We start from the raw sequence: 14,798 nt of genomic DNA, 5'->3' as shown, positions 1-14,798 counted from the left end.
CATCCTCGCAGAACGTGAGTGCGAGATGCTGTTTTGTACGTCAATGAATTAATAATTTTGAGCGGACCCGAACTGTTGCTGAATGAGCTGATGGGCTGGGTAAAGCCTGCCACAGGCATATTTACCCGGTTCATTTTTGTCTATATGCTTGTGGCTCATTTTTTCAGTGCTTCCAGAGTCGATGGCATCACCCGGTTTCAAGATAGCGCATAACGTTAATCCAGAACACATGAGTGCGATCCTGTCCGGTAGTTGGGACCGGTATCAGGCGTTACCTGATGCTGTGCAGTTATTTTCTGAACTGATTTCAGGGGACCTCCAGACGCTTGATCTCCTGACCGACGCTTCCTTTCAATGGGATTCGCTGTTTTGTGCCTGGTTGCTCAAGCTTCAACGACACTGTGATAGTAATAATATAAAGTTGTTACTCTCCGGGTTGCCGGAAGATGTCCAGAACCTTCATCAGTTGGCCATCGCAGTTCCTGTGGAAAACGTTTCGACTAAAAAGACTTTTTTTTCACTGCAGTCACTGCAATTCCTGACGAAAGGAGTGTTTCAGTGGCTGGAAAATGTTGTTCTTTTTTTGGGCGATATCACGCTCGGAATAATCAGAATGTTCAGGTTGCGCAGCGATGTCAGACCTGGTGACTTTTTTCAGTTTTTGCATCAGACCGGGCCAGCGGCATTACCCATCGTGACCTTACTGAGCTTTCTGGTAGGCATGATTCTGGCCTACCTGGGGACAGTCCAGTTACGACAGTTTGGTGCTGAAGTTTACGTGGCTGATCTGGTGGGTATTGGTATGGTGCGGGAAATGGGGGCTTTGATGACCGCTATCATCATGGCCGGTAGAACAGGCGCTGCCTACGCCGCACAGCTGGGTACCATGCAGGTCAATGAAGAGGTTGATGCTCTTACCACGCTGGGCATCAAGACCGTTGATTATCTGGTGCTTCCGAGAATGCTGGCCCTTATTGTGGCCATGCCATTGTTGACGCTTTATAGCGATGTATTGGGAATGCTGGGAGGCTCGGCTGTGGCTCTCAGTATGGACATCACCTTCACCCAGTATTTTCATCAGCTTTCCGGTTCCTTCGCCATGGCCGATGTGATGACAGGCTTATTTAAAAGTCTGGTGTTCGCTATTTTGATCAGTTTTGCCGGGTGTCAGGCCGGACTGGCCTGTGGCCGCTCTTCTGCGGCAGTGGGTAAGGCAACCACTACGGCGGTGGTTACTGCTATTGTCTATCTGGTGGTCGCGGATGCAGGTCTGAATATTCTCTATTTCCAGATGGGTATTTGATAATGGAGCAGCCAGGTCCCCAAGCTACGGATAGAAAAAGCGCAGCAATAGAAGTCAGCCAGCTGACTATGAAATACGGCAGCAACCTTATACAGCAGGACCTGACCTTTAAGGTTCACAAAGGCGATGTGTTTGTGATCATGGGAGGTAGTGGTTGTGGTAAAAGCACTTTGCTAAAGCATATGATCGGACTCTATCAGCCAGCCGCCGGAACCATTGCCTATGAGGGGCGGGACTATTTTTCTGCCACAGACAACCAGCAGCTGGAAATGCGGAAGCGGTGGGGAGTCACTTATCAGAGTGGAGCCCTGTTCAGTGCCATGACTTTGGCAGAAAATGTCGGTTTTCCTCTCACCCAATATACCCGGATGAAACCGGCAGAGGTATTCGATCTGGTGCGTTACAAGCTGGCTCTGGTCGGGTTGGCAGGCTATGAAAACTATTATCCGTCACAAATCAGTGGTGGTATGGCCAAGCGTGCCGGTCTGGCCAGGGCTATGGCTCTGGACCCTGACGTGCTGTTTTTCGACGAGCCGTCAGCCGGTCTTGATCCTCTCAGTGCCAGGCGGCTGGACGATCTGATTCTTCAGCTCAGTCAGTCACTGGGAGTAACGATTGTGATCGTAACCCATGAACTGGAAAGTATTTTTGCCATAGGCTCCAATGGCGTATTTCTCGATGCGCAGACTAAAACACAGCTGGATACGGGGGCTCCGTCCTATATGCTGAATCACAGCTCTCAGCCCCTGGTCAGAGACTTTCTGTCCCGAGGGCAGAGCCATCAGCGCGCTTCTGAGAAGAGCTTTCAGCGGGCTTCCGGGGAAAGAGGACGATGAATAAAAAAAGGTACTCCATTTTTGCCGGTCTGTTCGTGATTACCATGATCGGACTGGCAGTGGGTCTTGCCATGTTTGTAGGCCAGGGCAGTTACTCCAGTCACAGCAAAGAGCGTTATGAGCTGATCTACGACAGTAGTGTTATGGGTCTGAATATTGGAGCTCCTGTTACGCTGCGAGGGGTCAAAATTGGTGAAGTCACGGATATCCGCACCCAGCTGTATGTGGACAAGGAAGAGTTATTAAATACGGTGATTATCGATATCTATCCGGACATGGTTATTGGTAAGGGAGGAAAAGTTCCTGAAGATATCATGAAGCAACTGGTGTTCCGGGGACTGGCAGCCAAGCTCAAAACCCAGAGTCTTCTCACAGGATTGTTGTACGTCGAAGTGGACTTCTACAAAACCAGTGCGCGAACGATTCCTGTCTCTACACAATACCCTCAGCTCCCGACGGTGCCCACTGATTTTGAAACCATTACTCAAGATCTGGACGAAATGAACCTGCCTGCGCTCATAGCAGACTTGAAAAGTATTGCCCACAACCTGAATACCATCAGTAGCAGTCAGGCATTTCAGCAGATGCCGACAAAACTCAATAAGGCTTTTTCACAGTTTGGGGCTATGTCAGAGGATATGGCTAAAAGCATGTCAGACATCAGGGATGAATTTGTCCCTATGGCTGATAGCATGAACCAGATGTCTCAGGCTATTGAGAGAGAACTGCCAAAAACGCTTGGTCGGGTAAGCGAGGTATTATCCTCTGTAGAAGCTGCCCTGAAAGCACTGGAGCAAACGACAATGGAACTGAGTGATACCCTGGCACCTGACTCGCCTCTGATGTATCAATTGGATCGCAGCAGTAAGGATATCAGTCGCTCGGCAGATGCTGTCAGGGAGCTGGCAGAGTTGTTGGAAGAACAGCCGGGTTCAGTGTTGTTGGGCAGAGATACAGGGGAGTAATGTCATGAAAAGTCATGTTAAATGGTTTCTGCCTCTGATTGCCGTGTTTCTTATGTCGGCCTGCGTGAGTCAAGTCAGACCTTTTCAGTACTACACTCTGAAGCCGGTAGTTGAGGGGGAGTCCGGTCACACTAGAGTATCGTCAATCGGAGTGGCTCCGGCCAGAATCCCGGGCTGGATGGATCGATCTGGTCTGATTATAAACGACGGGGGGTACAAACTTATCCGCTTCGATAATCAGCGTTGGGGTGAACCACTACAGGATGCAATCACACGTACCCTGACTCAGAATCTGATGGCATTATTTCCTCACTCTGATATTCAGGCCGGACCCTGGTTGAGGAGTCAGGCACCTGATATTGCTGTGGCAGTTGACATTAATAATCTGGCCTGGTCTGGCAATAACATGGAGCTGGATGCCAGTTTTACCCTCCTTAAAAAACAGGCAAGCGTTGAATTTCGCACCGTCAGGTTAACCAGAAATCTCCCAAAAGGAAGCACTTCTGAGCAATGGGTTGAAAGCTTCAGTTATTTGCTGGCTGATCTGAGTCAGCAAATAGAGAAGGGCATTGTTGCTCAGCATTGAAGAGTTGTTGGGTCGCCTGGACGGGGTCGCCTGGACGGGGTCGCCCAGACGGGGTCGCCCAGACGGGGTCGCCCAGACGGGGTCGCCCAGACGGGCACTATTCTCGGTCAGCCTACTAGTGCGGCGGGTCCTTTGGAAGAAAGTCATCGTGCATGACTTCTTCATACGTCCACGGACATTCTGAAGGGAAGGTTTTAAGGAGTAACTCGGTTTGCTTGGCCGCAAGGACGACGGCTTTTTGGTAGGCTTTTTTATACAGTTCTGCCTTCCTGAGCTTCAGACCGGGGTTTTCATCAAGTAAATCTTTAGCCTTGGCTCTTTGTAAAATGATGGAGTCTCGCCAGCTTCTTGAACGTCGCTCTGGCTGGTATTGCCATTTTAATAAGTGCATGAGCAGTTGCATCAGGTGACTGGTTAATGAACGCGGCTCATACTTCCCCATATCTTCCACTTCTTCAGCAAGGTTATCGAGATCAAGTTCGTCGAACCGGCGTTCTTTAATGAGTTGAGCCTGCTGTTTAGTCCAGCTATAGAAGTCGGACTCGTAAAGTGTTTTCTGATCATTATCCATGATGTAATTCCCCCGTTAATTTCAGCAGAGTATAGGACAAGTATTGTAATGTCATTCCCATCAATACCAACCAGCGTAGATCGCTACTGAACCGGCTATTGGGTCGCACCGGGGCCGCAATTTTACTGGATCAGACACGTCTACACGGCAGGTCAGCATTCCGGTTTCAATCAGCTTGATAGCACAGAACGACTGTAATGCTTTTACAAGTCATCGTCATCGTCATCATCGTCAACAAGATGTAGATTAATGATCTTCAATCTTAAGCGTTCTATTTCTTCTTCCAATCTCATATCAATTTCTTTTTTTAAGATTACAGATAAAACCTCATCTACTCTTGATCTGACAGAGAAAAGTTCAGAAAAAGAGCAAAGGTGGGGTGTGATTTCAATTTTAATGTAAGGAACTTTTCCGCATAAGTCATGAGCTTTTAAAATATGCAAATCGTGATGGTAGATTAGTTCCTTTCTGCATATTGGGCATGTGTCTTTTTTTTCTCTTTTATTCCAGCGTGAAATACAACGCTCATGAAATGTATGCTGACAGCATAAAGAAATACCTTTATCCTCATAGTGCAATATTTCAAGACAAATAGGGCAGATTGATTGGGCAGATACCGCATTTGAAATAAAAAAAATAATTATAAAAATTAAAAAATGTCTGATTGTATTAATTTTCATATTATTAAGCCCGTGATAGATTTGCTTTCTGAAGTGTGGCCGATGCTTTAGTTATGAAGGATATTAAACGACCCGGAAAGATCCAGAAGGCCGACCAATTTGCTGCGCATGGATCCAGGAGCTAGAGCAACGCCAGCGCAGAGTTAAGATTATTATTGAATTTTAAACAGTCCGGACGACCCCGATTCAGAACGATAACCGATATTCACTTCAAACTCTCTCAGGCGTTTAATAATGGATAACAACTCAGTGACGTTTGCCCAGTTTTCAGTGAAGTAGGAAAGGCTGTCTGAAACACTGCTAAATGCATGGGACACTCTGTTTAAAGTCCCCATCAGGATGATGCCGTAAATAACACCCGGACCAATGACCATCAGGTCGGCAATTGACACAAACTGGAAAAAGAAGTTCTGCCAGAGTGAAAAGTAGGAGTGGTTGAGAAACAGTCGAAAATAGTTTAAACGCAGTCCTGTAAACAGCTCCAGCAGCGTTGGAGTTTTGGCGTAGGTTTTATCGTCTTCAGCATAGACCAGCTGTTTTCTGAAGCGGGCTTCGACTTTCTGGTTGTTGTATTCAAGGCCGGGCAGGCGGATGCCCACAGCGTAGGAGATGATGATGGCACTGAACGACAACAGGCAGGAAAACCAGAGCAGGGAGCCCGGTATCTGACCCATGATTTCCATGCCTTTCAGGGATAGCGGAATTTTATCATAGTTCTCCGTAAAAGCCGGGCTGTTGAGCCAGTCCGCCAGCTTGCCACAAATCTCCTCACTGAGCGTCCAGAGAATGGGGATAAAGGCGATCAATGTCAGAATGGAGCGAAACAGTCCCAGTGCCAGCAGTTCGGTAACTCTGGCAAAACGCTGGGGATCTTCCTGCAAGCGTTGGGAGGCGCCTTCAATGTCACTATCTACTTTTTGCCAAAAGGGCAGGTAAGCGAGGGTCATGGCCTGCCGCCAGCGGAAGCAAAAGTGCTGTGAAAGGAAGCTGGAAAGGGTTCTCAGTAAAATATAGGGAAAAACTATGGCGCAGAATAGAAGAATCAGTTCCCAGAAACGGTCAATGGTTTCCGGTTTGGCCAGCTGCATCATATTCCACATCTCGCCATACCATTCATTCATTCTGACCATCATGCTGACTTCAATAAATATAGAAGCCAGCAGCCCGAGAAGCCCTCCCCAGGCCCATATAGCCCATTGTTTTGACAAGAAAAAGCACTTCAACATCCCTGCACTCCTCTACTGCATTGTGTACATAACTTTAGACAGTTGAGGATTCGAATCGTTCATTTTTTGGTGCAGCAGCCGCTATCAGCCTGTTTACAATAGCTATAAATCTTTATGGGGCAGATGAGCATCAGGGGATGGTTTTTCATGGGGTTTAAAACCTTTCAAAAACGTATTGCTCTCCGCCTTTTTCATGAGTTCTTCAGCCATCTCCTGTTCAAGCAAACTGCCAATGGCAAGCAACAGATATTCGCTGTCAATTGCTCCCATTAACTGAAGGCCAAAAGGCAGGTTTTCATGATTAAAGCCGCAGGGAATGGTCACCCTGGGACCTCCTGTCAGGTTGGCCAGTGAAGTATTAAATGCCAGAAGGTAAGCTTTGGCTAAATTCAACTCGCCAGCGGTATTTGTTAGCCAGTGGTTCACTCTGGCCGGAGCAGGCGTTAACGTTGTTGGCATTGCAATAACATCAACCTTTGAGAAGATATTTTTTTCAAAGTGATCTGCCAGCACTTTCTGGTTCTGTCTGGCTCGTTCGGCCTGTTCATTAGACAGGGCTTTGCCCATTAACAGGGCCATTTCAGTTTCATAAGGTATACCTTTGCCCAAAAAATTGAGATTCCCTTTCGCTGCCCAGCTCCCAAACAGGGTTATATGGGTTGCCCAGAGCCGTTTTCTGAAATTCTCAGAGGTAAACTGCATTTTGACGAACAGGTTGTCTTTGCGATTTTGCAGTTTTTTAAGTCGGGTTCCTAATCGGTCGAGACATTCAAATGTTTTCTCTGAAACTTCTTTGTCTGCATGTTCAAGCCAGTCAGGATCAAGGCCTATTTTTAGAGTCTTCAAAGCTTCAGCTACTTGAAGGGTGGGATGACGTCCGCTTGCAACCTGATAGCCCAGAGCAATATCTTTAAAACGCTTACCGATGAGCCCAATAGCTACCATGTCTAACTCAGCGTTGATGTAATTTTTGGTGGACAACTTGTCAGATGTGGGCTTGAGACCGGGTAAACCATTTAATGAGGCAGGAATGGATACAGAGCCACCACCATCAGTCCCTACTGTTAATGGCGACAGGCCAAGGGCAACCATCAGGGCACTGCCACTGGATGATCCACCCGCGACATGGAAAGAACTGAATCGATTAGAGATCCCGGGAAAGTGGGGGTTTTCTCCCGTTGCCCCAAGCCCGAAAAGATGTTGATTGGTTAGGCCCAGGATAATAACACCCTCATGCTTTAACAATCGTACCACTTCAGATTCAGTCTCTTCAGTGACAATGGGAAAAAGCGATTGATCGGCTATTTTTTTTCGATTAACGCCAGCGGTCGCGTAATAGCCTGCAACATTGACTTCTGATTTTACAGCAATAGGAATACCTTCCAACTCGCTGATAATCCGTTGCTTTTTACACTCTTCAATAACTCCATTATACGCTGAAATACACTTTAGCCACCGCTGATCGGAGGCCCTGGCCATACGCATGGCGAGATCTTTGTTTTGCTCAATCAGTACATCCTTCATGCTTTCTGGCAGTTTTTTTTCGTACCAGTCATAAATATTTTCAACCAGCCTGGAAGGGGTTAGTTTTTGTTCTGCAAACAATTGCTGAATATCATCAATGCCACCGGCACGATCAAAAAGTTCGGATATCTTGCCAGTTGTGCTGCCACGAGAGCCTCTCTCTTCAGAAGGTGTCTCTTCAGAAGCTGTCTCTTCAAAAGGAGCCCGTTCTGGCTTGTCCGGAATACCTGGATTGAGAGCCGTCAATTCTGCCTCAGAGAAAAGCACAGGGTCTTCAGGGTTTATGCCACTCATGACCAACTGACTTTTGACGAACTCAATCTGTCGATCAACAGTCCCATGACCCACTACCCAACTTCGAACAAAGGACAGCCAGAATCCGGAAAGGTTTTGTGAAGAGCTTAGCCAGTCTGGGTAATAGTCCCAGGAAATATAAGGCTTTTGCCGGTAAGGGTTATAAATATCAACAAGAGTAGGGTCAGATAAGTCATAGCCATTACTGCCGGTTGCCATCACAAGAAGAGTGAATACAAGAGCTACACCTGAACGCCGCATTAGAGTTCCTCAATAGATTATCATTAACAATTTTTTCAACAGGAGCCCAGTATAGAACATTCGGAGTCTGAGCCATTTTAGCAAAAACGTTCAAACCCTCGCCCAAACGAGGGTGCCACTAAACTCCTGGACGGCAGCGGAAGCAGCAGTGCTGCGAAAGGAATTTTGACCATCATGGTGCGCAATAGCTACAAATCTCCTTTCCTGACTTTATAAGGAACACTGCCACCATCATCAGGGGATGGTTTTTGATAGGGTTTAAAACGTTTCAAAAACGTGTTGCTATCCGCCTTTTTTCTGAGTTCTCCGTCCATTTCCTGTTCAAGCAAATTGCCAAGTGCAAGCAACAGGTATTCACTATGAAAAGCACCCATTAGCTGAAGACCAAAAGGCAGGTCTTCATGATTAAAGCCGCAGGGGATGGTTATCCTTGGGCTGCCTGTCAGGTTGGCCAGCGAAGTATTGAATGCCAGAAGATACGTGGTGGCAAAATTCAACTCGCCAGCTGTATTTGTTAGCCAGTGTTTCAATTTGGCTGTAGCAGGCGTTAAGGTCGTAGGCATGGCAATAACATCAACCTTTGAAAATATATTGTTTTCAAAATGACCGACCAGGTCTCTCTGGTTTTGTTTGGCTCGCTGGACTTGTTCATAAGACAGGGCCTTGCCCATCAACAGAGCCATTTCAGTTTCATGGGGTAAGTCCATACCATCAGTTTTGCCTACAAATTTGAATTTCCCCTCCGCTGCACCATGCCCAAACAGGATCATATGGGTCGCCCAGAGCCGTTTTCTGAAGTTCTCAGGCATAAATTGCATTCTGACAAAGAGGCTGTCTTTGTGACTTTGCAGTTTTTTAAGTTGGGTTCCCAATCGGTCAAGACATTCAAATGTTTTCTCTGAAACTTCTTTATCTGCATGTTCAAGCCAATCAGGATCAAGGCCTATTTTTAGAGTCTTCAAAGCCTCAGCTACTTGAGGGGTGGGATGAAGTCCGCTTGAAACCTGATAACCGAGGGCAATATCTTTAAAACGGTTACCAATAAGTCCAATAGCCGTCAGAGCCGGCACTGTGTAGTCATAATTTTTGGTGGACAGTTTGTCTGTGGTGGGTTTAAGACCGGGTAAACCATTTAATGAGGCAGAAATGGATACAGACCCTCCATTATCGGTACCTACTGTTAATGGCGACAAGCCAAGAGCAGCCATCAGGGCACTGCCACTGGATGATCCACCCGCGACATGGAAAGGACTGAATCGATTAGAGATCCTGGGAAATTGTGGATTTTCTCCCGTTGCTCCAAGCCCGAGAATATGTTGATGGGTTGACCCCAGAATAATAACTCCCTCACTCTTTAACCGTTGGACCACTTCAGATTCAGTATTTTCAAACGCCATGTAAAAGGTCGGATGATAGGCCATTTTGCGACGAAGGCCAGCGGTCGGGTAATACCCTGCAACATTGATTTCTGAGCTTACGGCAATAGGAATACCTTCCAGCTCTCTAATAATCCGTTTTTTTTTACACTCTTCAATAACACCCAGGTATGCTGAAGTACAATTCCGCCATCGCAGATCCGAAGCTTCAGCCATTTTCATTGCCAGACTTTTGTCTTGTTCAATCAGCACATCCTTCATACTTTCTGGCAGCTTCTTTTCGTACCAGAGATAAATATCTTCAACCAACCTGAGAGGGGTTAGTTTTTGTTCTGCAAACAATTGTTGAATGTCATCAATGCCACCGGCACGATCAAAAAGTTCGGATATCCTGGCAGTTGGACTGCCGCGAGAGACATTGTCTAAAGAAGGAGCCTCTTCAGAAGGAGCCTCTTCAGAAGGAGCCTCTTCAGAAGGAGCCTCTTCAGAAGGAGCCTCTTCAAAAGGACCTTCTTCAAAAGGTCGCCGTTCAGGCCTGCCCGGAATACCTGCGTTGAGTGCTGATAATTCTGCGTCGGAGAAAAGCACAGGATCTTCAGGGTTTATGCAGCTCATGACCAACTGCCTTTTGATGTACTCAATCTGTTCATTGATACTCCCAAGACCCACTACCCAATTTCGGGTATAGTACAGCGAAAATCCGGAAAGGCTTTCTGAAGAACTCAGCCAGTCAGGATAATAGTCCCTGGTGATATAAGGTTTTTGCCCGGTACGACGATCAATATCAACAAGAACAGGGTCGGATAAGACATAGCCATAACTAACGGCCGCCACTAGAAGAAGAGTGAATACAAGAGCCACACCTGAACGCTGCATTGTAGTTCCTCAATAGAGTCTCTTTGACAATTTTCTAAGCAGGAGTCCAGTATAGATTAATGGGAGCCGACAAGGTTTCAGATTCTCTTTGGTATCGACCTGTACTCATTTTTTAACATAAAAAAAGGCCGGAAGATCTCCGGCCTTTTTGACTGACTGAAAACGATAGTCAGGAATTACTTCTTGTCAGTGCTGTTTTTGTCATTTTTGGTTTTATCGCTGTCGTCAGCGATATCCAGCAGTTCAACTTCGAAGATCAGTGTAGAAGCTGGTGGGATGGACCCTGCAGCCTGATCACCGTACCCCAGTTCAGCTGGAATATACAGCTTGTACTTGGAGCCTTCCGGCATCAATTGCAGACCTTCCTGCCAGCCTTTGATCACGCCATTAAGAGGGAAGGTAGCTGGCTGGCCGCGCTCAACACTGCTGTCGAAAACGGTGCCATCGATCAGGGTGCCCGTATAGTGAACGGTGACCTGGTCTTCAGGGCCCGGCCTTGCTGCATCTTCTTTACCGGCTTCAATGACTTCGTACTGCAAACCTGAATCAGTGGTTTTCACGCCTTCTCTCTTGGCGTTTTCCTTCAGGAAGTCTTCTCCCTTCTTGCGGTCTTCGTCCAGACGCTCCTGAACCTTTTTCTCAATGATGGGTCGGATACGCTCTTCGTGACCCTGCAGGGCGGTGCGAATCTCTTCATCGTTCAGCTTACTCTCGCCATTCAAGGCTTCCATAAATCCTTTCTTGAGCAGTTCACGGTCAATGGTGATACCCATTTCTTCCTGCTGCTTGAGGGTTTGATCTGCGTAGTTGCCCAGCGAAGCCCCCATAGCGTAGGCGGCTTTCTGCTCAGGGGATTCCAGCTTGACTTCTTCAGTAACGGGTTGGGTGTTTTCCCTACAACCTGCGGCAAGAGCAACTACTGCGGCCAACGCGGTTACTTTGAGAACCTTTTTCACTATTTTTCTCCAATGGGTTGGTCAAAGTCCTGCCAGTCAAGGGCTTAGACCCGGTAAAGACAGGGAGAACCCTGCCCTGATGATTAAATATTGAATAATGGCACAGGGATTATAGTAATTGAACTTTTCAGAGCTTTTTTTGTGGGTTCTGACACTCTCTTGACCTTTTCAAACTGGATGTTGACTAAATTAGCGGCTTTATTGGTACATTTGTGCATATTTTTATGGATTCAGCCTGTGTCTTAAAGCTTGTTAACGGGAGAGGGAGCATGAGGATGCAGCCTCGGCAGGCCAAGGGAGATCAATGTAGTCAAGGCAACAAACAGGCAGGATACCCAGAGGCAGACAGTCAGTCCACCCAACTGGAACAGCCATCCTGATAATAGGGTACCCGTCAGTCGACCCATGGCATTGGCCATATAATAGAATCCCACATCCATGGACGCCCCATCCTCCCGGGCATAGCTGACAATCAGGTATGAATGCAGTGAGGAGTTAATAGCGAAGATGGCACCAAACACCAGCAGTCCGGCAATAATAGTCAGCTCAGGGTGCCATTCCAGCTGGATGCCCGAGGCAACAGCTATTGCGGATAATAACAGTGCTGCTGCCCAGACAGTGGCAGCTCTGCGTCCGGGAGGTGAGTCACTTTCATTGCCGGTAATTCGTGGCGCCAGCCCTTGCACAAACCCATAACCCATCACCCAAAGGGCCATAAAGCCACCGGTTTCAGAGTGACTCCATTCAAAGACACCAGAGAGATAGACCGGCAGGGCAATGACAAACCAGACATCCCGTGAGCCAAACAGAAACATTCTGGCTGCTGAGAGGATGTTGATGGCGCGGTTGTCAGAAAATATATGACTAAATTTCGCTTTTGCTCTGGACTTGCCGAAGTCCCGGTTCAGCCAGATCAGACTCATAATCAGAACCAGAGCCAGAACTGTCGCCATGGCAAACAGTGTATTTCTGAAGCCAATCAGTGATAAAAGTGCACCACCCAGAAAGAAGCCAGCCCCTTTCAGAGCATTTTTTGATCCTGTCAGGATAGCGACCCATTGGTACAGCTTACCCTGTTGTTTGCTACTGACCAGTTTTTTGATGGCTGTTTTGGCACTCATTTTATTCAGGTCTTTTGCAATACCTGAAAGGGCCTGGGCAAACATGACCAGTGGCACCGATAACCACTGGGAAGGTACGCTAAGCAACAACAAAGCAAAAATCTGCAGGCCAAGGCCGAAGTTCATCGTGCGGTTCAGTCCCAGTCTGGACGCCAGCCAGCCACCGACCAGGTTGGTTACGACACCGAAGAACTCATAGAACAGAAAGAGCATGGCTATTTCCAGAGACTGATAGCCAAGACTGTAAAAATGCAGTACCACCAGCATCCGGAGGGCGCCATCGGTCAGAGTGAAATTCCAGTAATTGAACGTCACCAGCAAATACTGTCTGAGGTCATACGACAGATTCTTTAACACCATACTTTCCCGACTTTTGTCTGCTGCTGTTTGAAGCCTGTTCTTTCAGGCGGATCTTTTCCTGGTTAATAAAATCCGGCTGGCCGGTTCTTGTTACCGCCAGAATCAGCTTCATCCAGGGTGGAAGATTGGGATTGAGGCGATAGAAAATGTTCTGGGCACGGCGATGAGAGCTCAGCACTTTTAAAGTACGCATCTGTGCCAGATGACGGGAAATCTTGGACTGACTTTCCTGAAGGGCTTCTACCAGATCATTGACGCAGAGTTCATGTTCATCCTCAATCAGCATAAGAATACGCAGTCGTGTATTGTCAGAAAGCAGCTTGAAAAAGTCGCCCGGATTGGAATCATTTTTGATAACGTTGGGGGTATTCAGCTGGAGAAACAGTTTGATGTGTCCTTCCAGAATGTCTGCAGTAGTTTCAAACGGGCTCAGACCTTCCTGTCGTCTGGGGTCTGCAAGATCCCAGTGTAACAGTGCGTCCGATTGAGGGTAGTGAGCACATTCGTTCTTGGCGTTATCACACAGGGTGATAACATAATCAAAATGCTGTTCTTCAAGATCCTCCAGACTCTTGCTTGTCAGGCCATCAGCGGCGATGCCCCGTTTTTTCAGCGTCTGAAAGACTCTGTCATCAATACCCTGGGACTGGGTTCCGGCACTGAAAACTCTGAAGTCATCATCGGCCATATTGCGAAAGATGGCTTCTGCCAGCTGAGAGCGGGCCGAGTTTCCGGTACAGAGAAACAAGATAGAAAGCAGTGTCGTCATCGGTAATAAATGTCCGTCGTATAACACTCGGTTTGGTCGGCTCAGGGCCGGGTTTGAAATTAACTCAGGCTCCTAGCCCGACTTTTCTGGCCAGTTCAGCCGTTCTGGCTGAATAACCCATCTCATTGTCGTACCAGGCATAGATCTTCACCATTCGATCATTGACCACCATGGTTGAGAGCGCATCGACAATACTGGAGCGGGTATCGCCCAGATAATCGATAGAAACCAGGGGCCTTTCCTCGTAACCGAGAATGCTTTCCAGTTCATTTTCGGCGGCTGACTTCAGCAGACTGTTCACTTCTTCAATACGGGTGTCTTTTGCCACTTCAAACACCATATCGGTCAGAGAAGCGTTGGCCAGAGGCACACGAACAGCATGGCCATTCAGCTTGCCCTTCAATTCCGGAAAGATGTGGGTGATGGCTGTTGCAGAGCCGGTGGTGGTGGGAATCAGTGACATACCGCAGGCTCTGGCACGACGCAGATCCTTGTGGGGAGCATCCAGAATGGTCTGGGTGTTGGTGATGTCGTGGATAGTCGTCATGCTGCCACGAACAATGCCCAGGTTCTCGTGAATAACTTTTACGACAGGTGCCAGGCAATTGGTGGTGCAGGATGCAGCCGTTACAATCCGGTGTGTTTCCGGATTGAAGAGGTGATCGTTAACACCCATAACGGCGTTCAGGACCCCTTCTTCTTTGACAGGAGCGCTTACAACCACACGCTTGACACCCTGATTGAGGTATTTTTGCAGGATTGACGTTTTCTTGTGAACGCCGGTGCTGTCAATAACCACATCGCAGTCTGACCAGTCAATGTCGTCTATTTCTTTCATCTGACTGCAGGCAATCGTTCTGCCATCAACGTTAATGCGGTTGTCAGCGGCTGAAATATTGCGTGACCAGCGACCCTGAACAGAATCAAACTCCAGCAGGTGCGCCAGGGTTGGGGCACTGCCTGCTACATCGTTGATTCTGACAAACTCCAGCTCTGGCCAGTCAAAAGCTGCACGCAACACCAGACGGCCTATTCGGCCAAAACCATTAATACCTACTTTTACTGCCATGATGACCTCACTACTTCAGGTTGTT

14 protein-coding genes are annotated in these 14,798 nt (G+C 47.6%); 5 read left to right on the top strand and 9 right to left on the bottom strand.

What is annotated here, in order from left to right; genetic code table 11:
- Nucleotides 1-57: 57 nt before the first annotated feature.
- The 5 genes from ACOJUO_RS00280 to ACOJUO_RS00260 are packed head-to-tail and all read left to right on the top strand — an operon-like array spanning nt 58 to nt 3,690.
- Complete coding sequence (locus tag ACOJUO_RS00280; RefSeq protein WP_422138615.1) at nt 58-213, top strand: hypothetical protein; 156 nt, start codon at nt 58-60, stop codon at nt 211-213.
- Entirely contained in the window at nt 182-1,303 is a 1,122-nt protein-coding gene (locus ACOJUO_RS00275) for an ABC transporter permease (RefSeq protein WP_422134718.1), read from the top strand. Before ACOJUO_RS00280 ends, ACOJUO_RS00275 begins: the two co-directional genes overlap by 32 nt.
- A 2-nt stretch (nt 1,304-1,305) precedes the next feature.
- Nucleotides 1,306-2,139 (top strand): ABC transporter ATP-binding protein, encoded by an 834-nt coding sequence (locus ACOJUO_RS00270; RefSeq protein WP_422138614.1) that lies wholly within the window; start codon nt 1,306-1,308, stop codon nt 2,137-2,139.
- Nucleotides 2,136-3,104: an MlaD family protein gene (locus ACOJUO_RS00265; RefSeq protein ID WP_422134716.1), complete on the top strand. Its 969-nt coding sequence runs from the start codon at nt 2,136-2,138 to the stop codon at nt 3,102-3,104. Before ACOJUO_RS00270 ends, ACOJUO_RS00265 begins: the two co-directional genes overlap by 4 nt.
- A 4-nt stretch (nt 3,105-3,108) precedes the next feature.
- Entirely contained in the window at nt 3,109-3,690 is a 582-nt protein-coding gene (locus tag ACOJUO_RS00260; RefSeq protein ID WP_422138613.1) for a PqiC family protein, read from the top strand.
- A 115-nt stretch (nt 3,691-3,805) separates the two neighbouring features.
- Here the strand turns inward: ACOJUO_RS00260 and ACOJUO_RS00255 are convergent, their stop codons facing one another.
- The 9 genes from ACOJUO_RS00255 to ACOJUO_RS00215 form a co-directional block, all read right to left on the bottom strand.
- Nucleotides 3,806-4,261, bottom strand: coding sequence for a DUF29 domain-containing protein (locus tag ACOJUO_RS00255; protein WP_422134714.1), 456 nt, complete (start codon nt 4,259-4,261; stop codon nt 3,806-3,808).
- 203 nt (nt 4,262-4,464) lie between these two features.
- On the bottom strand, nt 4,465-4,941 hold the full coding sequence (locus ACOJUO_RS00250) for an RING finger domain-containing protein (RefSeq protein WP_422134713.1): 477 nt from the start codon (nt 4,939-4,941) through the stop codon (nt 4,465-4,467).
- Nucleotides 4,942-5,093: 152 nt separating this feature from the next.
- Nucleotides 5,094-6,167 (bottom strand): SbmA/BacA-like family transporter, encoded by a 1,074-nt coding sequence (locus tag ACOJUO_RS00245; RefSeq protein ID WP_422138612.1) that lies wholly within the window; start codon nt 6,165-6,167, stop codon nt 5,094-5,096.
- A 102-nt stretch (nt 6,168-6,269) separates the two neighbouring features.
- A complete protein-coding gene (locus tag ACOJUO_RS00240; RefSeq protein WP_422138611.1) occupies nt 6,270-8,246 on the bottom strand; it encodes an amidase in 1,977 nt (658 codons plus the stop codon).
- A gap of 188 nt (nt 8,247-8,434) precedes the next feature.
- Nucleotides 8,435-10,498 (bottom strand): amidase, encoded by a 2,064-nt coding sequence (locus tag ACOJUO_RS00235; protein WP_422138610.1) that lies wholly within the window; start codon nt 10,496-10,498, stop codon nt 8,435-8,437.
- A 176-nt stretch (nt 10,499-10,674) separates the two neighbouring features.
- A complete protein-coding gene (fkpA, locus tag ACOJUO_RS00230; protein ID WP_422134709.1) occupies nt 10,675-11,454 on the bottom strand; it encodes an FKBP-type peptidyl-prolyl cis-trans isomerase in 780 nt (259 codons plus the stop codon).
- 242 nt (nt 11,455-11,696) lie between these two features.
- The gene (gene arsJ, locus ACOJUO_RS00225) at nt 11,697-12,935 is read right to left on the bottom strand and encodes an organoarsenical effux MFS transporter ArsJ (protein WP_422138609.1); all 1,239 of its coding nucleotides are present in this window, start codon (nt 12,933-12,935) and stop codon (nt 11,697-11,699) included.
- Nucleotides 12,910-13,704, bottom strand: a complete 795-nt coding sequence (locus tag ACOJUO_RS00220; protein ID WP_422138608.1) for a metalloregulator ArsR/SmtB family transcription factor — start codon at nt 13,702-13,704, stop codon at nt 12,910-12,912. The genes arsJ and ACOJUO_RS00220 overlap by 26 nt, the downstream gene beginning before the upstream one ends.
- A gap of 64 nt (nt 13,705-13,768) precedes the next feature.
- On the bottom strand, nt 13,769-14,773 hold the full coding sequence (locus ACOJUO_RS00215; RefSeq protein WP_422134706.1) for an ArsJ-associated glyceraldehyde-3-phosphate dehydrogenase: 1,005 nt from the start codon (nt 14,771-14,773) through the stop codon (nt 13,769-13,771).
- Nucleotides 14,774-14,798: the final 25 nt, after the last annotated feature.

The organism is Endozoicomonas sp. ALC020 (genome assembly GCF_049275935.1).
Taxonomy (GTDB): domain Bacteria; phylum Pseudomonadota; class Gammaproteobacteria; order Pseudomonadales; family Endozoicomonadaceae; genus Endozoicomonas_A.
The sequence above is the reverse complement of the archived record's forward strand: the minus strand, read 5'-3'. Positions and strand labels throughout refer to the sequence as shown.